17 protein-coding genes are annotated in these 23,090 nt (G+C 71.0%); 10 read left to right on the top strand and 7 right to left on the bottom strand.

Annotated elements, in window-relative coordinates:
* Entirely contained in the window at positions 1-1,161 is a 1,161-nt protein-coding gene (locus tag BKK80_RS01105; RefSeq protein ID WP_071068448.1) for an ABC transporter substrate-binding protein, read from the bottom strand.
* A gap of 185 nt (positions 1,162-1,346) precedes the next feature.
* On the opposite strand from BKK80_RS01105, the gene BKK80_RS01100 reads away from it, so the two are divergent.
* From BKK80_RS01100 to BKK80_RS01060, 9 genes are all read left to right on the top strand, one after another.
* Positions 1,347-2,021, top strand: a complete 675-nt coding sequence (locus BKK80_RS01100; protein ID WP_071010488.1) for a response regulator — start codon at positions 1,347-1,349, stop codon at positions 2,019-2,021.
* A gap of 1 nt (position 2,022) precedes the next feature.
* Positions 2,023-3,510: a sensor histidine kinase gene (locus BKK80_RS01095; RefSeq protein WP_071010487.1), complete on the top strand. Its 1,488-nt coding sequence runs from the start codon at positions 2,023-2,025 to the stop codon at positions 3,508-3,510.
* A gap of 375 nt (positions 3,511-3,885) precedes the next feature.
* Positions 3,886-4,848: a Bug family tripartite tricarboxylate transporter substrate binding protein gene (locus tag BKK80_RS01090; RefSeq protein ID WP_071010486.1), complete on the top strand. Its 963-nt coding sequence runs from the start codon at positions 3,886-3,888 to the stop codon at positions 4,846-4,848.
* A gap of 262 nt (positions 4,849-5,110) precedes the next feature.
* A complete protein-coding gene (locus BKK80_RS01085; protein WP_071010485.1) occupies positions 5,111-5,584 on the top strand; it encodes a tripartite tricarboxylate transporter TctB family protein in 474 nt (157 codons plus the stop codon).
* A 67-nt stretch (positions 5,585-5,651) separates the two neighbouring features.
* Positions 5,652-7,166 (top strand): tripartite tricarboxylate transporter permease, encoded by a 1,515-nt coding sequence (locus tag BKK80_RS01080; RefSeq protein WP_071068447.1) that lies wholly within the window; start codon positions 5,652-5,654, stop codon positions 7,164-7,166.
* A 145-nt stretch (positions 7,167-7,311) separates the two neighbouring features.
* Positions 7,312-8,370, top strand: coding sequence for an AbrB family transcriptional regulator (locus BKK80_RS01075; RefSeq protein ID WP_071010483.1), 1,059 nt, complete (start codon positions 7,312-7,314; stop codon positions 8,368-8,370).
* A gap of 166 nt (positions 8,371-8,536) precedes the next feature.
* Complete coding sequence (locus tag BKK80_RS01070) at positions 8,537-8,953, top strand: PaaI family thioesterase (RefSeq protein ID WP_071068446.1); 417 nt, start codon at positions 8,537-8,539, stop codon at positions 8,951-8,953.
* 10 nt (positions 8,954-8,963) lie between these two features.
* The gene (locus tag BKK80_RS01065; protein WP_071068445.1) at positions 8,964-9,860 is read left to right on the top strand and encodes a patatin-like phospholipase family protein; all 897 of its coding nucleotides are present in this window, start codon (positions 8,964-8,966) and stop codon (positions 9,858-9,860) included.
* 107 nt (positions 9,861-9,967) lie between these two features.
* Positions 9,968-11,452: a dihydrolipoyl dehydrogenase family protein gene (locus BKK80_RS01060; protein WP_071010480.1), complete on the top strand. Its 1,485-nt coding sequence runs from the start codon at positions 9,968-9,970 to the stop codon at positions 11,450-11,452.
* 112 nt (positions 11,453-11,564) lie between these two features.
* Here the strand turns inward: BKK80_RS01060 and BKK80_RS01055 are convergent, their stop codons facing one another.
* The 6 genes from BKK80_RS01055 to BKK80_RS01030 form a co-directional block, all read right to left on the bottom strand.
* A complete protein-coding gene (locus BKK80_RS01055) occupies positions 11,565-12,443 on the bottom strand; it encodes a ChaN family lipoprotein (RefSeq protein WP_083383866.1) in 879 nt (292 codons plus the stop codon).
* 440 nt (positions 12,444-12,883) lie between these two features.
* Positions 12,884-16,066, bottom strand: coding sequence for an efflux RND transporter permease subunit (locus tag BKK80_RS01050; RefSeq protein ID WP_071068444.1), 3,183 nt, complete (start codon positions 16,064-16,066; stop codon positions 12,884-12,886).
* A 4-nt stretch (positions 16,067-16,070) separates the two neighbouring features.
* A complete protein-coding gene (locus tag BKK80_RS01045; protein ID WP_071068443.1) occupies positions 16,071-17,309 on the bottom strand; it encodes an efflux RND transporter periplasmic adaptor subunit in 1,239 nt (412 codons plus the stop codon).
* A 242-nt stretch (positions 17,310-17,551) separates the two neighbouring features.
* Positions 17,552-18,202, bottom strand: a complete 651-nt coding sequence (locus BKK80_RS01040; RefSeq protein ID WP_071068442.1) for an MOSC domain-containing protein — start codon at positions 18,200-18,202, stop codon at positions 17,552-17,554.
* Between the two features lie 49 nt (positions 18,203-18,251).
* Complete coding sequence (locus tag BKK80_RS01035; protein ID WP_071010476.1) at positions 18,252-19,424, bottom strand: MFS transporter; 1,173 nt, start codon at positions 19,422-19,424, stop codon at positions 18,252-18,254.
* A 258-nt stretch (positions 19,425-19,682) separates the two neighbouring features.
* Positions 19,683-20,705 (bottom strand): D-2-hydroxyacid dehydrogenase family protein, encoded by a 1,023-nt coding sequence (locus BKK80_RS01030; RefSeq protein WP_071037720.1) that lies wholly within the window; start codon positions 20,703-20,705, stop codon positions 19,683-19,685.
* Between the two features lie 498 nt (positions 20,706-21,203).
* Between BKK80_RS01030 and BKK80_RS01025 the strand changes: the two genes are divergently transcribed.
* Positions 21,204-23,060 carry a phosphoenolpyruvate carboxykinase (GTP) gene (locus BKK80_RS01025; RefSeq protein WP_071010474.1) on the top strand — a complete coding sequence of 619 codons (1,857 nt, stop codon included), beginning with the start codon at positions 21,204-21,206 and terminating at the stop codon, positions 23,058-23,060.
* Positions 23,061-23,090 lie beyond the last annotated feature (30 nt).

Here is a 23,090-nt window from a genome sequence, read left to right as displayed (position 1 = left end):
CTATCCGGCCAGCGCCGCGCGCCAACGCGCCAGGAAGGCCCGCTTGCGCATCGCATCCTGGGCCGCCAGCAGCCCGGGGCCCAGGCCGATCGGCTTGAGCGCGTAGCCCAGCCGCTCGGCCAGCGCGGTGGCGTTGTAGGGGTTCTCGGTATCGGTGCGCACGGTGTAGAGCTGCGAGCTGGAGCGCCCGAGCAGGCCCTGGCCCTCGCCCGACAAGAGGAAGTCCAGCCACAGCCGCGCGGCATTGGGATGCGGCGCGCGGCGGGCGATGAAGGCCACCCGCGAGATCACCAGGGTGTAGTCGCGCGGGGCGATCACGTCGATGTCGGCGCCGCGCTCCATCAGCGACAGGGCATAGGCGCCCAGCAGGTTGTAGCCGAGCACCAGCTCGCCGCTGGCGATGCGCTCGATCATGCCGGCGGTCGAAGCCTGCAGTTGCACGCGCGAGCGTCCCAGCGCCTGCGCCAGGTACCAGAATTCGCTGCCCATGCGCGCGTCCTGCTGCGCCAGCAGGTAGCCCACGCCCGATTTCTCCACATCGTAGGTGACCACGCGCCCGCGCCAGCCCGGCGCCTTGTCCTGCAGCAGCCGCGCCAGGCCGCTGCGGCTGCGCGGCAGCCGCACGCCCGCCAGGTGGCGGCGGTTGTAGACGATCACCGCCGGCTCGAAGGTGGTGCCCCAGGCTTCGTCACGCCACACCGCGCGGGCCGGCAGACCGCCGCGCTCGGGCGACTCGTAGCGCTGCGCATGGCCGTCGTTGACCAGCTTGACCTGCAGGTCCATGGCCGCACTCCACAGCACGTCGGCACCGCCGGCGCCCGGCGCGCGGGCCGACTCGGCCAGGAAGCGGTCGTTGAGGGCGAGCGAGTTCAGGTCCTCGTAGTGGACCTTGATGCCGGGATAGCGCGCCTCGAAGGCCAGGATCAGCGGCCGCACGATGTCGAGATCAGTGGTCGCATACACCGTCACCGCGCCCTCGCGCTGGCCGCGCGCGATGGTCTGCTCGTAGTCGTCGGGATAGCCGGCCGGCACGGCCGGGGCGCCGGACTGCGCCAGCGCGGGCAGCACCGGCAGCGCGGAGCCGGCCACAGTGGCGCCGGCGGCGGCGAGCAAGCGCCGGCGCAGGGTGCCGGCGGGCGGAAGGATGGGCGAGCTGGGCATCGGCGGTGGCGGCGGAGCGGGGGCGTGCCCGCGCGCCTCGGACCCGTGCGCGGCGGGGGGAGCGGGGCGGGGGTATTATAGGCGCCCTCGGAGCGCCCGCCGCGCCTCCGCGCGGTGCGCCCTGCGCACCGGCGGCCCGGCCGGCGCCCCGCATTTCTGGCAATCGGGTGGTAGGGAGGTCCGGCATGCGCATCCTGCTGGTGGAAGATGAGATCGAACTGGCGCGCTGGGTGGCGCGCGCGCTGGAGCAGGGCGGCTTCGTGATCGAGCACGTGGCCGACGGCCTCAAGGCCGAGGCACGGCTGGCGGCCGAAGAGTACGACGCCGTCGTACTGGACCTGCGCCTGCCCGGCAAGGACGGCCTGTCGGTCCTCAAGGCGATGCGTGCGCGCGACGACCGCACCCCGGTGCTGATCCTGACCGCGCAGGACACGCTCGACGAGCGCGTGCGCGGTCTCAACCTGGGCGCCGACGACTACCTGCCCAAGCCCTTCGCCATCGCCGAGCTGGAGGCCCGCATCCTGGCGCTGATCCGGCGCAGCCGCGGTCGCGCCCACCCGCGCCTGCAGTGCGGCACCCTGGTCTTCGACGGCGAGACGCGCGGCTTCACGCTGGACGGCGCGCCGCTCGCGCTGACCCCGCGCGAATCGACGCTGCTGGGCGCGCTGCTGGCCAGGAGCGGGCAGCCGCTGACCAAGGCCCAGCTGCTCGACAAGGTCTTCTCGCTGGACGCCGATGTCAGCCCCGACGCCATCGAGGTGCTGATCTACCGCCTGCGCAAGAAACTCAGCGGGCACGGCGTGACCATCGTGACGCTGCGCGGCTTCGGCTACCTGCTCGAGCCGGAGGGCGCGCACTGAGATGGCAGCCGAGGCTTCCGCGCCGGCCCGGCCGGCGCGCCCGGTGCGGCGCTGGCTGCGCGGCAGCCTGCGCCGGCAACTGCTGATCCTGCTGCTGCCGGCGCTGGCCGCCATGATGGCGCTGGACACCTGGCTGACCTACGGCACGCTGCGCGACGCCGCCAACGCCGCCTACGACCGCTCGCTGTACGGCTCGGTGCGCGCCATCGACAACGCCATCGGCATGGACGGCGAGAACGTGCAGCTGACGCTGCCGGACGCCGCCATGGAAGCCTTCGAGACGGCGGCCCAGACGCGCGTGTTCTACCGCGTCTCGGTCGAGCGCGAGGGCCGCATCGAGACCGTCACCGGCTATGGCGACCTGCCGCTGCCGGCGGGCCCGCTGGTCAGCAACCAGCCGCGCTTCTACGACGCCCGCTACAGCGGCGACCCGGTCCGCATCGCCGTGCTGGCCCATCCGGTCTACCGTCCCAACGCCCATCTGCGCGTGGTCATCCAGGTGGCCGAGACGGCCGAGCCGCGCCAGGCGCTGATCGGCACCGTGTGGCGTGGCGCGCTGGCGCGCGACCTGCTGCTGATCCTGGTCAGCGCGGCCATCGTGATCGGCGGCGTCACCTTCGTGCTGCGCCCGCTGGCGCGGGTGCGCGACGACGTCGAGGCGCGCTCGCCCGACGACCTCACCCCGCTGGCCTTCGAGCACGTGCCGGTCGAGGTGCGGCCGCTGGTCGACGCGGTCAACCGCCACGTCTCGCGCTCGGCGGCGCTGACGCAGGCGCAGACACAGTTCATCGCCGACGCCGCGCACCAGTTGCGCACGCCGCTGGCGGTGCTGAAGACCCAGGCGGAGTTCGCCCAGCGCCAGCTCGGCAGCCTGGCCGACCCCGCCCCCGCGCAGCAGGCCGCGGGCGAGGCCGTGGGCGGCATGGTGGCCCAGCTCGAACAGGCGGCGCGCCTGACCAACCAGCTGCTGGCGCTGGCGCGCGTGCGCCAGCACCATGGCGAAGGCGCCGGCGCGGCGGCGCCGGCCGACACGGTCGAGGTGGTCGACGCGGCGGCCGTGGCCGGACAGGTGGCGCTCGACTACCTGCCGCTGGCACGCGGCAAGCAGCAGGACTTCGGCTGGGAGGGCCAGCAGGGGCTGGCGCTGCCGGTGCGCGCCGATGCCGCGCTGCTGCGCGAGGCGCTGGCCAACCTGGTGCACAACGCCATCCAGTACTCGCCGCGCGGCAGCCGCATCACGCTGTCCGCCGCCCGCGCCGGCGACAGCGCCCGCCTGGTGGTGGAGGACGACGGCCCGGGCATTCCACCCGAGGAGCGCGAGAAGGTCTTCGCACGTTTCTATCGCCGCGTCGGCCACACCGAGCCGGGCTCGGGCCTCGGCCTGGCCATCTCGCGCGAGATGGCGGCGCGCTTCGGCGGCACCGTGGTGCTGGGCGAGGCGGCCAGCGGACGCGGCGTGCGGGCCGTGCTGACCCTGCCGCTGGCCTGACCCGCGCGGCTCGCACCGTTCGGGGCCAAGCAATGGGAGACATGGCGGCAACGGCGGGCCGCCACGACCCCATGTCTTATGCACAGGACATTCAACCCCAGGTTAACCCCTAGGGAATCGGGCCGGCTTTGACAGCCAATTGACAGTTTCACCCGCCTAGAATCCGGCCATGGTCCGGTTCAAGTATTACCGGCCAGACAAGCAGAAGCACAACAACGAGTCCGGCAGGTCGACCATGCCGGGACGGGAGACAGCGCGACACCCAGGTGCCGGGCATGTGCCGGCCGGGCGCCGGCATCGCTCCTCCCGCCCGCGCGGCGCCCGCCGGAGCCACGGCCCCAAACGGGCGGGCCGGCAAACCCGAGAGGAGAACCCATGCGTCGCAACCTGCATCGCCTTGCCTACGCCGTGCTGGCGTCCGCCACCCTCACCATCGCCGCGGCCCCCGCCCATGCGGTGGACAGCGTGAAGTTCATGATCGGCGCCAACCCCGGCGGCGGCTTTGACCAGACCGGCCGCTCGCTGGGCGCCGCGATGGTCGCCGCGGGCGTGGCCAAGTCGGCCTCCTACGACAACAAGGGCGGTGCCGGCGGCACCATCGGCCTGACCCAGTTCGTCAACACCGACAAGGGCAACCCGAACGCGCTGGTGGTGACCGGCGCGGTGATGGTGGGCGCCATCGAGACCAACAAGCCGCCCGTCACGCTGAAGAACGCCACGCCGATCGCGCGCCTGTTCGCCGACACCATGGTGATCACGGTGCCGGCCTCCTCGCCGATCAAGTCGATGAAGGACCTGGTGGCCCAGCTCAAGGCCAACCCGGGCAGCGTCAGCTGGGGCGGCGGCTCCAAGGGTTCGATCGACCACATCCTGGCCGGCCTGATCGCCAAGGAAGGCGGCGTCGATCCGAAGAAGATCAACTACGTGCCCTTCCAGGGCGGCGGCGAGGCCTCGGCCTCCATCCTGGGCGGCCACGTGACCGCCGGCATCGCCGGCGTGTCGGAGTTCCTGCCCTTCATCAAGAGCGGCAAGATGCGCGCGCTGGCCGTGACCTCGAAGGACCGCACCGCCGACATCCCGACGCTGAAGGAGCAGGGCATCAACGTCGAGATCTACAACTGGCGCGGCGTGTACGGCGCACCCGGCATCAGCGACGCCCAGCGCAAGGCACTGATCGACGCGGTGGTCAAGGCGACCGAGAGCCCGGTGTGGAAGGAAACCCTGGCCAAGAACGACTGGACGCCCTTCCTGCTGACCGGCGACGAGTTCGCCCGCTTCGTCGACAGCGAATCGGCCCGCCTGGGCTCGACCCTGCGCGAGCTGGGCGTGGCCAAGTAAGGTCGCGTCCCGCGGGCGCCAGCGCCGGCGCCCGTGCCGTTGCCGTCGTTGCCGTCGTTGCCGCTGTTTCCGTCGTTTCTACCGTTTCACCCGTCGTACCCGCCCCCGACCGGCATGCGCCGGCCGGTGGAGAACGGGCCGGGGCCCGGCGTCTGCCACCTGCGATACCGAAAAACCAGAACCATATACGTCGCCGGGCCCCCGCTCGCGCGGGATCCGATCGACTCCCGCCGGCACCAGCCGGCTGAAGGAGCCCCACCCCATGAAGCCCTCGCATCTCGCCATCGGCATCGCCGTGCTGGCGCTTTCCGTCTTCTTCTTCACCGGCCTGCCCGGCATCTCCGACGATGCCGGCTATGCCGGGCTGTCGCCGCGCTTCGTGCCCACGCTGGTGGCCATCGGCCTGGCCGTGTGCGGCGCGCTGCTGACCTGGCAGGGCGTGCGCGGCGGCTTCCGCAACATGCCGGAAGAGGACGCCGAACTGCCCTCCGCGCCGCACAACCTGCGCGGCTTCCTGTGGGTGTCGGCCGGCCTGGTGGCCAATATGGCCCTGATCGGCACGCTCGGCTTCGTGCTGTCGTCGACGCTGCTGATGGTGTGCGTGGCGCGCGGCTACGGCAGCCGCCGCCTGGTGCGCGATGCCCTGATCGGCCTGGCGGTGACGCTGCCGATGTGGGCGCTGTTCGAATTCCTGCTCGGCATCAACCTGCCGCTGCTGCCGGTGGCCGGCTTCTGAAGCCGCGCCTCAGACCGAATCCCCAAGCCCTCGTTTCGTCGGTCCTGAATCCGGCACGGAGTCTGATATGGATACCCTGAACCAGCTGATGCACGGCTTCGCCGTGGCCATCACACCGCTGAACCTGATGTGGGCCCTGGTGGGCTGCTTCCTCGGCACCGCTATCGGCGTGCTGCCCGGCATCGGGCCGGCGCTGACCGTGGCCATGCTGCTGCCGCTGACCACCAAGGTCGACCCGACCGCCGCCCTGATCATGTTCGCCGGCATCTACTACGGCGCCATGTACGGCGGCTCCACCACGTCCATCCTGATGAACACCCCGGGCGAGTCGTCCACCATGGTGACGGCGATGGAAGGCAACCTGATGGCCAAGAACGGCCGCGCCGGCCCGGCGCTGGCCACCGCGGCGATCGGCTCCTTCGTGGCCGGCACCATCGCCACCGTGCTGCTGTCGATGTTCGCGCCGGTGGCCGCCGACGTGGCCCTGCAGTTCGGTCCGGGCGAGTACTTCATGATCATGCTGCTGGCCTTCACCACGGTCTCGGCGGTGCTCGGCTCCTCGCTGCTGCGCGGCATGACCAGCCTGTTCCTGGGCCTGGGCATCGGCCTGATCGGCATGGACTCGCTGTCGGGCCAGACGCGCTACTCGATGGGCGTGCAGGAGCTGTACGACGGCGTCGACATCGTGGTGGTGGCGGTGGGCCTGTTCGCCGTGGGCGAGGCACTCTTCAACGCCTTCTTCCCGCAGCCGGCCGGCACTTTCAACAAGGTCGGCTCGGTGATGATGAACCGTGCCGACTGGAAGCGCTCGGTGCCGGCCTGGATCCGCGGCACCGTCATCGGCTTCCCCTTCGGCCTGATCCCGGCCGGCGGCGCCGAGATCCCGACCTTCCTGTCGTACGCCACCGAGAAGAAGCTGTCCAAGCACCAGGAAGAGTTCGGCAAGGTGGGGGCGATCGAAGGCGTGGCCGGCCCCGAGGCCGCCAACAACTCGGCCGTGACCGCCACGCTGGCACCGCTGCTGACGCTGGGCATCCCCACCTCGAACACCACCGCCATCCTGCTGGCGGCGTTCCAGAACTACAACCTGCAGCCGGGCCCGATGCTGTTCCAGACCTCGGGCGACCTGGTCTGGGGCCTGCTCGCCTCGCTCTACGTCGGCAACGTGATGCTGCTGGTGCTGAACCTGCCGGCCATCGGCCTGTGGGTGCGCATGCTGCGCATCCCCACGCCGCTGCTGTACGGCGGCATCCTGATCTTCGCCGGCCTGGGCGCCTACGGCATCCGCCAGTCGTGGTTCGACCTGCTGCTGCTGTTCGTGATCGGCCTGCTCGGCATGGCGATGCGCCGCTTCGACTTCCCCACCGCGCCGGTGATCGTCGGCCTGATCCTAGGGCCGATCGCCGAGAAGCAGATGCGCAACGCGCTGTCGATCAGCCAGGGCGACTGGTCGGTCTTCGTGACCCAGCCGATCTCCGCCACCATCCTGGCCATGACCGTGGCCGTGGTGCTGATCCCGCGCCTGCTGGGCTGGCTGGCCCGGCGCAGCGCCGGCCGCGGCGTCGCCGACCCGGCGGGCTGAGCACGCACGCACCGGCAAGGCCCGGCACGCCAGGCGCGCGCCGGGCCTTTTCCATTGCCGGGGACGGCCGGCGCCGCCCCGGCGGCACCCCCCGACCCTTCCACAAGAAGAAACGCGCCGGCGCCAGCCGCCAGGCCGCCTCCCAATGCCTTCTCTGCTTCACCGCTGGCGTCCGGTCCTGCTGACGCTGCTGCTCGGCCTCGCCGCCGCGCTGACCTGCTCGCTGCTGCGCACGCCGCTGCCCTGGATGATCGGCCCGCTGCTGTCGGTGGCGACCGCGCGCATGCTGGGCGCCGACCTGCGCGCGCCGACCCAGGCACGCAACGCCGGCCAGTGGGCCATCGGCACCGCGCTCGGCCTCTACTTCACGCCCCACGTGGTGGCCAAGCTGGTCGAGTTCCTGCCCTATATCGTCGCCGCCTCGCTGCTCGCGCTGGCGCTGGGCGCCGGCGGCGCGCTGCTGCTGCGCCGCGCCACCGGGGTGGCGTTCAAGACGGCCTACTTCTCCACCGCCATCGGCGGCGCCTCCGAGATGGCCAACCTGGCCGAACGCAACGGCGCGCGCATCGACCAGGTGGCCGCCGCGCATTCGCTGCGCGTGCTGCTGGTGGTCGTGGTGGTGCCGGCCATCCTGCAATACGGCGGCGTGCACGGCCTCGACCCCTTCGTGCCGGGGCCGCGCAGCGTCAACGTGCCCGGGCTGCTGGTGCTGATCGCCATCACGCTGGCCGCGGCGCTGGCGCTCAAGCGGCTCAACCTGCCCAATCCCTTCGTCATCGGCACGCTGCTGGCAGCGGCGCTGCTGACCGCGTCCGGCATCGAACTGTCGGCCATCCCCAGCTGGATGAGCCGTGCCGGCCAGCTGCTGATCGGGGTCTCGCTGGGTGCGCGCTTTTCGCGCGAATTCCTGCACACGGCGCCGCGCTTTCTCTCGGGCGTGGTGCTGTACACGGTGCTGGCGCTGCTGCTGTCGGCGCTGTTCGGCTGGGGCCTGTCGGCCCTGTCCGGCGTCCATCCGGCCACCGCCATCCTCGGCACCACGCCCGGCGGCATCGCCGAGATGTGCATCACCGCCAAGGTGCTGGAACTGGGCGTGCCGCTGGTCACCGCCTTCCATGTGATCCGCATGGCCTTCGTGGTACTGTGCACCGGGCCGCTGTACCACTGGCTCAAGCACCGGGTGGCGCCGGCGGAGACCGAATAGGACAACGCGGCGACCTGCCCGGCGCACAGGGCAAGGGCAGGGTTGCCCCCCTCCCGGCGGGCCCGGCCGCCGCCTTGTATGATTGTCGGATCGCCGAGTCCGGGGCCCCGCGCCACCCGTCCGGCACACCGGCAAGAACGGAACAAGAACGGAGACAGAAGCAGCCATGCCCGAGCCCACCCTGAGCCTTGCCGACCTCGATGCCACCCTGGGGCGCGTGCTGGCGCCCTGGGTGCGCCAGCTTGGCCTGCGCGCCGAGCAGGTGGATGGCCAGGGCGTGACGCTGCGCCTGCCCTTCGACGCCTCGCTGCGCCATGCCGGCGGCGTGGTGTGCGGCCAGGTGCTGATGGCGGCGGCCGACACCGCCATGATCGTCGCCGTGGCCAATGCGCTGGGCGCCTTCCGCCCGATGACCACGGTCACGCTGACCACCAACTTCATGCGCCCGGTGATCGAGGGCGACATCCTGGTGCGCGCCAACGTGCTGCGCCTGGGCAAGACCGTGGTGTTCGGCGAGATGGAGCTGAGCGGCACCGACGGCAAGCTGGCGGTGCAGGCCACCACCACCTACGCGCTGCTGTGAGGACCCGGCCATGAGCGACGCGGCAGCCAGCCCCTTCGACCAGGTCGTCTTCGCCGGCGGCGGCAACCGCTGCTGGTGGCAGGCCGGCTGGTGGGACACGGTGGCGCCCGAGCTGGGCCTGCGCCCGCGCGTGATCGCCGGCATCTCGGCCGGCGCCGCCACCGCCTGCATGCTGTACGCGCACGACTCGCGCGAGACCCTGGCGTACTACCGCGAAGTGCTGGCCGACAACCGCAGCAATGCCTACTGGGGCAACCTGCTGCGCGGCAAGCGCGTATTCCCGCACTTCGGCATCTACCGCGCCGCGCTGCTGACGCTGTTCGGCCAGGAACGGCTGGCGCGGCTGGGCGACGCCCCCGAGATCCGCGTCGGGCTGGCCCACATCCCGGGCTGGAGCGGTCCGCGCGTGGCGGTGGCGGCGGGCCTGCTGGCCTACAACATCGACAAGCACCTGCTCAAGACGCTGCATCCGCGCCTGGGGCGCAAGCTCGGCTTCCACCCCGAATTCGTGCTGGCGCAGGACTGCGCCACGCCCGAGGCGCTGGCCGACCTGCTGCTGCAGTCGTCCTGCACACCGCCCTTCACGCCGGTGCTGCGCCGCGCCGGCCGCGCGGTACTGGACGGCGGCCTGGTCGACAATGTGCCGGTGGACGCCTTGGACGATGCTGAGGGCGATGTGCTGGTGCTGGTCACGCGCCTGTACCCGCGGCCGCCGCGCTTCGTGCTGGCCCGGCGCGGGCAGCGGCGCCTCTATCTGCAACCCTCGCAGCGCGTGCCGGTGTCGAGCTGGGACTACACGCGGCCCGAGGGCATGGAGCTCGCCTACGCGCTGGGACGGCGCGACGGCGAGGCCTTCCTGCGCGAGTGGCCGGCGATCCGCCGCCACGAGCTGCCCGCCGCGGCCTGAGGGCCGCCAGCGGCGGGCGCGCCGGCGGCTGCCGGCGGTTCTTTGATGTGCCAGGCATCCGGGCCGGCAGCGCTGCCGTGTCCCCGCTGCCGCAACAGGAGGAACGGATGAGCAAGCGCCAAGCCAACCCCGCCACGCCCCGCAAGCGTGCCTCGCAGGTCAGCGCCGAGCCGGTGCCCGAACGCGTGCCGCGGCGCGGGCGCGGCAAAGCCGGCGCGCGCCGGCGTGAAGCCGACTTCATCGTGATCGGCGCCGGCTCCGGCGGCGTGGCCGCGGCGCGGCGCGCCGCCGCGCACGGCGCCCGCGTGATCCTGGTCGAGCGCGATGCCGTCGGCGGCACCTGCGTCAACCGCGGCTGCGTGCCCAAGAAGATGCTGTCCTACGGCGCCGGCCTGGCGGCCATCCTGTCCGGCTGCCTGTCGCACACCGGCGCACGCGAGGACTGGGGCGATGCCATCGTGCGCGTGGACGCCGAGGTGGCCCGCCTCAACGTGGTCTACACCGAGCGGCTGCAGCAGGCCGGCGTCACGCTGCTGCACGGCGAGGCCCGCCTGGGCGCGCCCGGCGAAGTACACGTGGGCGACGAGATCCTGCAAGCGCGCCGCATCCTGCTGGCCACCGGCGCGGCGCCGCGCCGGCTGCCGGTGCCGGGCGGAGAGCTGGCCTGCAGCTCGGACGACATCTTCACCTGGAAGAGCCTGCCGGCCTCGCTGGCCGTGGTCGGCGGCGGCTATATCGCGGTCGAGCAGGCCTCCATCCTGGCGCGCTTCGGCGTCAAGGTCGATCTGCTGGTACGTGGCGAGCGGCTGCTGCCGCATTTCGACCACGATCTCGCGGCCGCGCTGCATGACGCACTGGTGGCGCAAGGCATCCGCATCCACCTGAATGCCGAGGTTACGCTGCTGGCTGCGGCCAACGGCGCGGTCGAGGTCTGCTACCGCCCGCGCGGCGGCACGGAGGGTGGCAACGGCAACCAGGGCAGCGGCCGCACGGAATCGCTGCGCGCGCAGGCCGTGCTGGCTGCGATCGGACGCGTCGCGCACAGCGACGGCCTGGGGCTGGAGGCGCTGGACGTGCGCCGCGGCACGCGCGGCGGCATCGCGGTGGATCGCCAGCTCCGCACCTCGGTGCGCGGGCTCTACGCCGTCGGCGATGCCACCGACGGACCGCAGCTGACGCCCGTGGCGATCGCCCAGGGCCGCTGGCTGGCCGACCGCCTGTTCGGCCGCCGCGGCGACCGTGCCGATTTCGACTACATTCCCTTCGCCGTGTTCTGCGAGCCGGCCATCGCCAGCGTGGGCCTGAGCGAGGCCGCGGCGGCGGAGGCGGCCGGCAAGGCGGAGCGCATCCGCACCGTGGTCAAGCGCTTCGTCTCGCTGGAGAACCGCTTCGGCGGCAGCGAGCAGGCCTCGCTGGTCAAGCTGGTGATCAACGCGCGCAGCGGCCGCGTGCTGGGCGCGCACATGATGGACGGCGCCGCGCCCGAGATCATCCAGGCCTTCGCCGTGGCGCTGCGCCTGGGCGTGAAGGAGCATCACCTGGAGACCACGGTACGGCTGCACCCGACGGTGGCCGAGGAACTGTTCGGCTGAGGTCCTGAGGTCCTGAGGTCCTGAGCCCCGTGGATGAGCCCAGCCCGCGGGAAGTCGTGCGGGACTGGGATGCGGGAAACCGCGATGCAGGAGAGCTGGCGCCGCGCCGGGCTCAGGACGCGCTGCGTGCCGGCATCGGTGCCACGTCCCGGCACGGGTCCGGCCGCGCCTGCGCCGGCACCAGCACGACGCGATCGTAGGCGCCGGCCTCTCCCGGCCCCGCGTCTTCCAGATAGCCCACGCTGTAGATCTCGCCCGCTGCCGCGCCGAGCCAGCGCGGCACGCCGAGATCGCGCCGCACATGGCCATTGCCGGCGATCAGCACCGCGCCGCGCGCGGCCTGGGCGCGCAGCACGTCCGCCATCACCGCGTCGCGCGCCGCCTGGGCGGCCAGCATGCCCGGCAGCATCGCCTCCGGGAAGCGGCCGCAGTGGCCCGCGTCCAGCACCGCCGTCTGCGCCCGCACCAGATCGCGCGGCAGCGGCCGGTCGAGGCCCAGGCGCCGCTGCTCGGACGCGGAGAAGACCTCGCCCAGCCCGCCGCGCACGATGCGCTGCGCATCGTCACGCGACAGGTTGGCGGCCAGCAACGGCAGATCGAACTGCAGCGCCAGCCCCACCACCGGCGTATAGAGCGCCCAGTCCCAACCCTTGCCACCGGCCTGCGCCACCAGGTAGGCAGCATCCCCGGGCCGCTCGCGGCGCGCCCGCTCGATATCGGCCTGCCGCTCGCGGTCGAACTGCTCCATCGCGAGCGCGGGCCGCCAGCCCGCCGCCAGCGCATCGACCAGCGCCATGCGGCGGCGCTTCTGGCCATCGGCGTTGTCATGCACCTCGCCCAGCAGCACATAGGTCTTGCCCTGGAACTGCTGCGCGACATCACCCGCGACCGCCTGGGGTGAAACGCCGGCGCAGCCGCCCAGCAGGGCCAGGCCGCCGAACGCAGCCAGCGTGCCGAGCGCGGCCCGGCGGGAAGGATGCGGGAGAAGCATGCGGAAGTCCTCGGATGGATCGCAGGGAAGGCGCGGCACCGGCCGCCTGCGTGGATGATAAGGCAGGCAATGCCGATGATGCACTCTGGCCGACGGAAAGAACCGGCGCGGTGCAAACCCCGTCACGCTGAACGAAGCCGGCGAGATGCGCCAACACTGCTCGCCAAGCACAAGGTCTTGGCTCCCTCTCCCCGCACGGGAGAGGGTGGGGGAGAGGGGTGGTCTAGCAAGGCGCCACACCCAAACGAAGCCGACGGTGTGGTCCAGCACGCGAGCACGGAAACGGAGCCGATGGTGTGATCCCAACCGCTGCGCTCAGCCAGCGCCTGCCCTCTCCCCCGGCCCCTCTCCCGCAAGCGGGAGAGGGGAGACAACCGGCGCGATATGGGACGACTCGTCCTCGACCGCGCCACCAGGACGCGCACGCCGGCCGGACCGACCTATGCCCCGCCCACCGTTGCCGGCAACCGGTTCCCTTCCGCGTCGATCTGCAGCGGCCCCGTGCCCGAGAAGCGGTCCAGCGCCAGGTAGATCACCGGCGTGATGAACAGCGTGATGACCTGCGAGAACAGCAGGCCGCCCACCACCGCCAGGCCGAGCGGCTGGCGCAGTTCCGCCCCGGCGCCCAGGCCGAGCGCCAGCGGCAGCGCGCCCATCACCGCGGCGAAGGTGGTCATCATGATGGGCCGGTAGCGCAGCAGGCAGGCCTGGCGGATCGCGTGCGCGGGGGCCATGCCCTGCTCGCGCTGCGCCGCCAGCGCGAAGTCGATCATCATGATCGCGTTCTTCTTGACGATGCCGATCAGCATCAGCACGCCGATGGTGGCGATCAGCGACAGCTCCACCTGGAACAGGAACAGCGTCAGCAGCGCACCCACGGCCGCCGAGGGCAGGCCGGCCAGGATGGTGAGCGGGTGGATGTAGCTCTCGTACAGCACGCCCAGCAGCGTGTAGATGACGGCGATGGCCGCCACCAGCAGCACGATCTGCGTGGCCTGCGAGGACTGGAACACCGCGGCGTCGCCGCCCCAGCTGGTGAAGATGGAGCCGGGCATGCCGATCTGCTGCTGGAAGCGCGCGATCCTGGCCGAGGCGTCGCCCAGCGCCGCGCCCGGTGCCAGGTTGAACGACACCGTCACCGAGGGCAGCTGGCCCTGGTGGTTCACCGCGATCGGGCCGACGCGGCGCTCGGTGGTGGCGAAGGCCGACAGCGGCACCATCTGGCCGGTCTTGCTGCGTACGTAGAGCTTGGCGAAGGCGGTCTCGTCGGCGCGGTCGGTGTCGGCCGCCTGCAGGATCACGTAGTAGTTGTCGATCGGCGTGTAGATGGTCGACACCTGGCGCTCGCCGAAGGCCGAGTACAGGGCGGTACGCACGTCCTGCATCTGCACGCCGAGCGCATTGGCCTTGTCGCGGTCGATGGTGAGATGGGCCTCCAGGCCGGACTGCTGCGAGTCGCTGGTGACGTCGCGGAAGATCGGGTCGGCGCGCATGCTGGCCATCAGCTTGTCGGACCACTCCTGCAGCTGGGCCGACTTCACGCTCTGCAAGGTGTACTGGTAGCGGCTCTTGCTCTGGCGCCCGCCCAGGCGCAGGTTCTGCACCGGCGAAAAGTAGACCGCCAGGCCGGCGATGCCGGCCACGTCGCGGCGCAGCGACTCCACCACCTGCGGCATCCTGGGCCGCTCACCGAGCGGCTTGAGCTCGACGAACATGCGCCCGGTGTTGATGGCCGGCGACGGGCCGCCGCCGATCGACACCACGATGCTCTTGACCGCCGGATTGGCGCGCATGCGTTCGGCTGCGTCGCGCAGGCGCGCGGCCATGGCGTCGAAGGAGATGTCCTGCGGGCCTTCGGCATTGACCTGGATCTGGCCGATGTCCTCTTCCGGGAAGAAGCCCTTGGGAATGGCGGCGAACAGCACGGCGGTCAGCACGAAGGTCAGGCCGGCCACCGCCAGCACCGTCCTGCGGTGCGCCAGGCACCAGTCGAGCCCGCGCGCATAGGCATGCAACGAGAACTCGAACAGGTCCTCGAACCATTGCGTGGCGCGCAGGCCGAGCGTGCGCCGCTGCGCCGGGCGGTGCGCCGGCGCCGGCTGCTCGCCATAGGCGTGCTGCGATTCGTCGACGGGCACGTTCTCGGCCGACAGGAAGCGCGCGCACAGCATCGGGATCAGCGTCAGCGAGACCAGCGCCGAGACCAGGATGGCGAGCGATACCACCGCGGCGAATTCATGGAACAGCAGGCCGATCACACCCGGCATGAAGAAGATCGGGATGAACACCGCGACCAGCGAGATCGAGATCGACAGGATGGTGAAGCCCATCTCGCGCGAGCCGATCAGCGCCGCCTTCAGCGGCGGCAGCCCCTCCTCGATGTGGCGCACGATGTTTTCCAGCATCACGATGGCATCGTCCACCACCAGGCCGACCGCGAGCGTGATGGCCAGCAGCGAGACGTTGTCGAGGCTGTAGCCCAGCGCCTTCATCAGGGCCACGGTGCCGATCAGCGAGATCGGCAGCGACACGGTGGGGATCAGCGTGGCGGCGGCGCGGCGCAGGAACAGGAAGATCACCATCACCACCAGCGCCACCGTCAGGGCCAGCGTGAACTGCACGTCGTGGATGGATTCGCGGATCGACACCGAACGATCGTTGACCACGTTGACGTTGACCGAGGCCGGCATCTGCTGCAGCAGGCGCGGCAGCGCGTGGCGGATGGCGTCGACCACGGCCACGGTGTTGGCATCGGGCTGGCGCAGCACGGCCAGCACGATGGAGCGCTCGTTGTTGAGCCAGCTGCCGGTCTTGATGGTCTCGACGCTGTCCTCGACCTCGGCCACGTCCGACAGGCGCACCGCCGCACCGTTGGGCTGGCTGGCGACGATGATGTTGCGGAAGGCGTCGGCGCTGGCGAGCTGGCGGTTGGCCTGGATGGTCAGCGTCTGGCGCGCGCCGTCCAGCGTCCCCACCGGCGTGTTGGCATTGGCGCGGTTCAGCGCGGTGGCCAGCTCGTCCAGGGTCAGCCCACGCGCGGCGAGCGCGTCGGGGTGGGCGCGTACGCGCACGGCGAAGCGCTTCTGGCCGTACACCTGCACCTGGGCCACGCCGGGCAGCGTGGCCAGCGAGGGCGAGATCAGGTTGTCGCCGAAGGCATTGAGCTCGCCCAGGCTCATCGCCGGCGAGTTGATGGCCAGCAGCAGCACGGGAGCGTCGGCCGGATTGACCTTGCGGTAGGACGGCGGCACCGTCATCTCGATCGGCAGCGAGCGCTGCGCGCGGAACAGCGCGGCCTGCACGTCGACCGCGGCGGCATCGATGTCGCGGTCGTTGTTGAACTCGATGGTGATGCTCGAATTGCCCAGCGTGTTCGATGAGCTGATCACCGTCACCCCGGGGATGGTGGCGAACTGCTTCTCCAGCTGGGTGGCCACCGAAGCGGCCATGGTCTCGGGACTGGCCCCGGGCAGCGTCGCCGTGACCTGGATCACCGGCGAATTGAAGCTGGGCAGCGCGGCGATCGGGATGGTGGGATAGAGCACGATGCCGGAGACGATCACGGCAAGGCACAGCAGCACCGTCATCACCGGACGGCGGATACAGAGCTCGGACAGCGTCATGGTGTCAGTGCTTCCCGGCAGCAGCCGAAGCGGCCAGAGCGGCCGGGGCGGCCTTGCCCGGCGTGGCCTCGCGCACGGTGCTGCCCGGGCGCAGGTTCTGCACCCCTTCCAGCACCACCCGCGTGCCCGGCGGCACGCCCTCGACCACGGCGGCCTCGGCGGTGGTGGCGAGCACCTGCACCGGCATGCGCGCGACCTTGCCGTCGGCCTGCACGGCATAGACGAAGCGCCCCTCCGGCCCCGTCACCACCGCCTGTGGCGGCACCGACAGCACACCCTTGAGCACCTGCACCACGGCCTGCACGCTGGCATAGGTGCCGGGCCAGAGCCGCTGCTCTTCATTGCCGAAGCGGGCCTTGACGCGGATGGTGCCGTACTGCGGATCGACGGTGTTGTCGATGAAGGCGATCTCGCCCTTGACCGGCGTCTTGCTGCCATCGTTGGGCAGTGCCGTGACCTGCACCGGGCCCTTGTGCAGCGCCTCGCGCAGCGCGGCGAGCTGGCGCTCGGGCAGGCTGAAGGTGACGGCGATCGGCTGGATCTGCGCCACCGTCACCATCGGCAGGCCGCTGGTGGGCGTGACCAGCGAGCCGGGGAAGACATTGATGACACCGGTGCGCCCGCCGATGGTGGCGCGGATGGCGCCATAGCTGACCGCCACGCGGCTGGCCTCGATGGCCGCCTGGTCGGCGCGGATGGTGGCCTCGAAGCCATCCACCTTGGCCTGCGCGGTGTCCACCGCGCTCTTGGAGATGAAGTTGCGCTCCAGCAGGTCCTGGCTGCGCGCCAGCGTGCGCCGCGCGTCGGCCAGGTCGGCCTGGTCGCGCATCAGCTGGGCGCGCGCCTTGTCGAGGTTGGCCTCGTCCATGCGGGTATCGAGCGAGAACAGCAGGTCGCCCGGCTTGACCGTCTGGCCCTCCTTGATATGCACGGTACGCACGGTGCTGGAGACCTGGGGCCGCACTTCCACGGTGGACAGCGCGGTGACATTGCCGTTGGCCGAGACCTGCAGCGGCACGTCGGACTGGCGTGCCAGCGCGGTGGTCACCACGACAGCGGCCGGTGCCTTGGGCGCGGGCTTGGGCGCGAAGGCGTGGCGCCAGCCGAACCAGGCGGCCCCGCCCAGCACGACCAGGCCGAGGCCGGCCAGCCACGGTGCCGCGCGTCCCTTGCCGGTTCCCATCGCCGGACTCCATTGCTCGTCGACGAAGCCCTTGGCCTGGTCGATCCCGTTCGTTTTCATGCGAGACCCTTCGCTCAACCCGTGCCTTTCACGCCCGCTCCCCACGGCCCGGCTTGTGGGTGCCGGTGCCGCCGCGGAAAGACCACCGCCGTGCCGGGCCGGCGCGGTCCCACGTCCGGCCGGCGACCCTGGCGGAAAACGTCTGCTCCAGGATCGCAGTACCGGCGCACTTCTTGTATCTGGTGCGAAACATTATCAGAAAAGCCTGAGCCGACGTCTATCGCGCCGCATCCGGGGAGGGCCTACCGCGCGGTCGGCGCCCGGCGCCGGAGATTGATGCTGGCGATCGAGACCTCGCGCGGCCCCGGCGTCACCTGCACGGTGTCGCCCGCCTGCAACGGCGCCGCCTCGAGCACGCTCAGGTAGATGCCGGAATGGCCGCTCTGCACCATGTCGCGCACCGCATGGCGATAGCCGAGCACGGCGTTGAATTTGTAGCAGGGCTGGCGTGGCGCTTCGACGCGCAGCACCGCGGCGCCGACCCGCAGGCGATCGCCGACCCACAGGTCCGCTTCCAGGCAGCCGCGCAGCACCAGGTTCTCGCCCATGGCGCCGAAGGCCAGCGCCCGCTCCGCCCCGGGCACGCCGGCCGCGCGCCGGTGCGCGTCCCACCAGGGATAGTGCTCGGCGGGATAGGCGTAGACGGCCTTGTCGAGGCCGCCGTGCACGCTGAGGTCGGCCTGCTCGTCGCCGGCCAGGCCTAGCGGGCCGAGCGCCACCGGCAAGGGATGGGCCAGGGTGCTGGCCGGATGCTTGCGGATGCCGGACAGCACCACGGCCTCGGTGCCCGCGCCCGACACGACCAGGGGCAGGGCCTGGCCGACACAGACCGCCAGCAGGCAGGCCGCCTGCCTGCCATCGTGGGCCGCCGCCGGCTCGCGGCTGCCGCTCATCTCACCCTCCGCATTGCGGGCCGCCCCGACATGGTGCCGCCTCCCCGCCTCAGGCCTGCCGGGGCCGCTCGCAGCCCGCCGGCCGGCCCGACAGCGCGCTGGCGCGCCGCGAAACCGCCAGCGCCAGCAGCAGCAGGGCCGCCGCGCCCCAGTGCAGCGCATCGGGGCCGGCCAAGGTGTAGATGCCGGCCCCGCTCATGGCCCCCAGCGCCTGGCCCAGGTAGATCGACGAGGAGTTCAGCGAGATCGAGGCGGCCGCGCGTTCCGGCGCCAGGCCCAGCAGGCGCGCCTGCTGGGCGCTGTTGGTGGCGAAGCCGCCCGCGCCCCACAGCATGAAGAGCAGCACCAGGGCCGTGCCGCCGAGCGCCGCCAGCGGCCATAGCAGCATCGCCGCCAGCGAGGTGAGCAGGGTGACGTGGACGATGCGGCTCGGCGTGGCGCGGTCCATGTAGGACGCCGCCAGCACGTTGCCGCACACGCCGCAGGCGCCGTAGGCCAGGAACATCAGGCTCAATGCGCCGCCGCTGATGCCATGCACGTCACGCAGCAGCGGCGCGATATAGGTGAACAGCGTGAACATGCCGGCCGACTGGATCATGGTGGTGGCCACCACCAGCAGGATCGGCGCATGGCGCAGCACCGCGCCCCAGGCGGCGCGCCCGACCGGCGCCACATAGAGGCCCCGCGGCAGCACGCGCCACACCGCCAGCGCCACCGCCAGCGCGAGCAGGCCGACCAGTCCCATGCTGAAGCGCCAGCCCAGCGTGCTGGCGATCCAGGTGCCGAGCGGCACGCCTGCCACGCTGGCCACGCTCCAGCCCAGGAAGACGAAGCTGATGGCGCGCCCGCGCGTATGCGCCTCGACCAGCAGGGGCAGGGTGGCGGCCGCCTGCGGCGTGAAGATGGCGGCGCCGATCGCGCACAGGAAGCGGATCGCCATCAGGCTGCCGAAGCCAGGCGCCAGCGCGGCAGCCAGGTGCAGCACGCCATACACCAGCAGGGCACCGGCCAGCAGCCTGCGGCGGTCGATGCGCGAGCCCAGCGTGGCGAACAGCGGCGCCCCGACGCAGGTGGCCAGCGCGAACACCGAGATGAGCTGGCCGGCGCTGGCCGCGCCGAGGCCGAAATCGGCGGCGATGTCGTTCAGCATGCCGGTCACGATCATCGCGCCGGTGCCAATGACGAAATTGCCGACGCACAAGGTCAGGAGCCTGGGATCCATGGTGGCCTGAGGGCAGCGGTGCGCGAATCGAAGGAGCAGGGAAGGATGGATGGACGGAAGCCGGCGGCGGCGCTACCGCGCGGGGCTTCGGAATTGGCTGAGTGTAATGGTTTTGCCGTCGGCGTGCCGGAAGCGGCGCACGTGGCCACGCCTGGATGCAGGCGGCTGCCTGCGCCCGGCGGGCCGGCGCGCAGCCGGCCGGCACGGGGAATGATGGGGGAGGGAAGCACAAGCGGCGGCGCCAGGCCGCCGGCGTGCTCAGCGCGCCAGCGCCGGCGCCAGCGCCTTCGGGTTGGCGATGCTGTCGTGCTTGCCCGCCAGCACGTCGAGGATGTTCTGGAACGCCGTGCGGAAGTACAGTTCGTAGCTGTCGCGCTCGACATAGCCGAGGTGGGGCGTGCAGATGCAGTTCTCCATGCGCAGCAGCGCGTGGCCCTGCAGGATGGGCTCGGACTCGAACACATCGACCGCCGCCATGCCCGGCCGCCCGCGGTTGAGCGCAGTCAGCAGCGCATTCTCCTCGACCAGCTCGGCACGGCTGGTGTTGACGAACAGGGCGGTGGGCTTCATGGCGCTGAGGTCGGACAGCTTGACGATGCCGCGCGTCTCGTCGTTCAGCCGCAGGTGCAGCGACAGCACGTCGCTGTCGGCGAACAGTTCGTCCTTGGAGGCGGCCACGTCCAGCCCGTCCGCGACGGCGCTGCTGCGCGAGGCCTCGCGGCCCCAGACCAGCACGCGCATGCCGAAGGCACGGCCGAAGCCGGCCAGGATCCTGCCGATCTTGCCGTAGCCCCAGATGCCCAGGGTCTGGCCACGCAGCACCTGGCCGAGGCCGAAATTGGGCGGCATGGTGGCCGACTTCAGGCCGGACTGCTGCCAGGCGCCGTGCTTGAGGCTGGCCACGTACTGGGGAATGCGGCGCTGGGCCGCCATGATCAGGGCCCAGGTCAGTTCGGCGGGCGCCACCGGCGAACCGACGCCCTCGAGCACCACGATGCCGCGCTCGGTGCAGGCATCCAGGTCGATATGGCTGCCGGCGCCGCCGACGCGGCCGGTCTGGCTGATGATCTTCAGCTTGGGCAGCTTTTCCAGCAGCTGCCGCGTGATACGGGTGCGCTCGCGGATCAGCACCACGGCCTCGACGTCCGACAGGCGCGCGGCGAGCTGCCCGACGCCCTTGACGGTGTTGTTGAAGACCTTCACGTCGTGCCCGTCGAGCAGGCTGAAGCAGGACAGCTTGCGGACCGCGTCCTGGTAATCGTCGAGTACGGCAATCTTCATCGGCAACTCGGTCAATTCTTGGCTGGCAATGGTTCGGTGCGCGCGACAACAGCGGCCGGCGGCACCGCTCGATACTATTGTTATAGAAACTGTCGCGGCAAATCTGCGCGCGATGTGGCGGATACCGTGCGGGCGATGACAATGCTGCACAGCGGAAAACGTACGCTGGCAGCGGTGGTATCCTTGCCGTCCCCGCCGTTGCACCGGTATGTCGGTAGAGCCTCGCTCCCGCTTCCGGCCGCAGGCGGGAAAGCCTCGACCGGCCCGCGTACCGGCAAAGCGCAACTGTAGCGCAGCCACAGGCAAAGCCGCGCACTTTTGCGTGGAATTACCCTCGCCGGAGTTGTAACGGGATGTGACGATTAGTGATCCTTAGTTCACTTAGTTCACTAATGACAGTCATAGCGATGCGCATGCCGCAGCAGGCCCCGCAGGAGCCCGCGGCGGCCAGGAGGCTGAGCCGGATTTCCAGATTTCCCTTCTGTTTTGGAGCAAACCATGAATCACCCCACCATGCAGGGCACGCCGGCACTCAATGCCCCGGCCTGGGTCAAGAACCCGAAACTGCTGGCCTGGGTGGCCGAGATCGCCGCCCTGACCAAGCCCGACCAGATCTACTGGTGCGACGGCTCGCAGGAAGAGTACGACCGGCTGTGCGAACAGATGGTCGCCGCCGGCACCATGAAGCGCCTGAACCCGGCCAAGCGCAAGAACTCCTTCCTGGCCCTGTCCGATCCGTCCGACGTGGCACGCGTCGAGGACCGCACCTTCATCTGCAGCGACAAGAAGGAAGACGCCGGCCCCACCAATAACTGGGTCGCCCCGGCGGAGATGCGCCAGACGCTGTCCGGCCTGTTCGACGGCTGCATGCGCGGCCGCACCCTGTACGTGGTGCCGTTCTCGATGGGCCCGCTGGGCTCGCCGATCGCCCACATCGGCGTGGAATTGTCGGATTCGCCCTATGTGGCGGTCAATATGCGCATCATGACCCGCATGGGCCGTGCCGTGTATGACGTGCTCGGCACCGACGGCGAGTTCGTGCCCTGCGTGCACACCGTCGGCAAGCCGCTGGCGGCCGGCGAGAAGGACGTGGCGTGGCCGTGCAACCCGACCAAGTACATCGTGCACTTCCCGGCCTCGCGCGAGATCTGGTCGTTCGGCTCGGGCTACGGCGGCAACGCCCTGCTGGGCAAGAAGTGCTTCGCATTGCGCATCGCCTCGACCATGGGCCGCGATGAGGGCTGGCTGGCCGAGCACATGCTGATCCTGGGCGTGACCTCGCCCGAGGGCAAGAAGTACCACGTCGCGGCCGCCTTCCCGTCGGCCTGCGGCAAGACCAACTTCGCCATGCTGATCCCGCCCAAGGCCTTCGGCGGCTGGAAGGTCACCACCATCGGCGACGACATCGCCTGGATCAAGCCCGGCCAGGACGGCCGCCTCTACGCCATCAACCCGGAAGCCGGCTACTTCGGCGTGGCCCCGGGCACCAGCGAGAAGACCAACTTCAACGCGATGGCGACGCTGAAGGAGAACATCATCTTCACCAACGTCGCACTGACCGATGACGGCGACGTGTGGTGGGAAGGCATGACCAAGGAGGCCCCGGCCCACCTGATCGACTGGCAGGGCAAGGACTGGACGCCCGAGATCGCCAAGCAGACCGGCGCCAAGGCGGCCCACCCGAATGCGCGCTTCACCGCGCCGGCCTCGCAGTGCCCGTCGATCGACGAGAACTGGGACAACCCGGCCGGCGTGGCGATCGACGCCTTCATCTTCGGCGGCCGCCGTTCCACCACGGTGCCGCTGGTGACCGAGGCCCGCGACTGGACCGAGGGCGTCTACATGGCCGCCACCATGGGCTCGGAAACCACCGCCGCGGCCGCCGGCCAGCAGGGCGTGGTGCGCCGCGACCCGTTCGCCATGCTGCCGTTCTGCGGCTACAACATGAGCGACTACTTCGGCCACTGGCTGGCGCTGGGCGCCAAGCTGGAAGCCGCCGGCGCCAAGCTGCCGAAGATCTACTGCGTGAACTGGTTCCGCAAGGATGCCGACGGCAACTTCGTGTGGCCGGGCTTCGGCGAGAACATGCGCGTGCTGTCGTGGATGATCGACCGCGTCGAAGGCAAGGGCCAGGGCGGCGAGCACGTGTTCGGCACCTCGCCGCGCTACGAGGACCTGAACTGGGAAGGCCTGGACTTCTCGCGCGAGCAGTTCGAGCAGGTCACCTCGATCGACCGCGAGGCCTGGCTGAAGGAGCTGGCGCTGCACGAAGAGCTGTTCCAGCAGCTCAGCCACGGCCTGCCGCAGGCGCTGGTGGCAGCGAAGGCGACGCTGGCCGAACGCCTGCAGGGCTGAACTCCAGCCGCGGCGCCTGGCGCCGGGGCC

It is taken from the genome of Cupriavidus malaysiensis, from assembly GCF_001854325.1.
Lineage (GTDB): Bacteria > Pseudomonadota > Gammaproteobacteria > Burkholderiales > Burkholderiaceae > Cupriavidus > Cupriavidus malaysiensis.
This window is presented reverse-complemented; position numbering and strand designations above follow the sequence as displayed.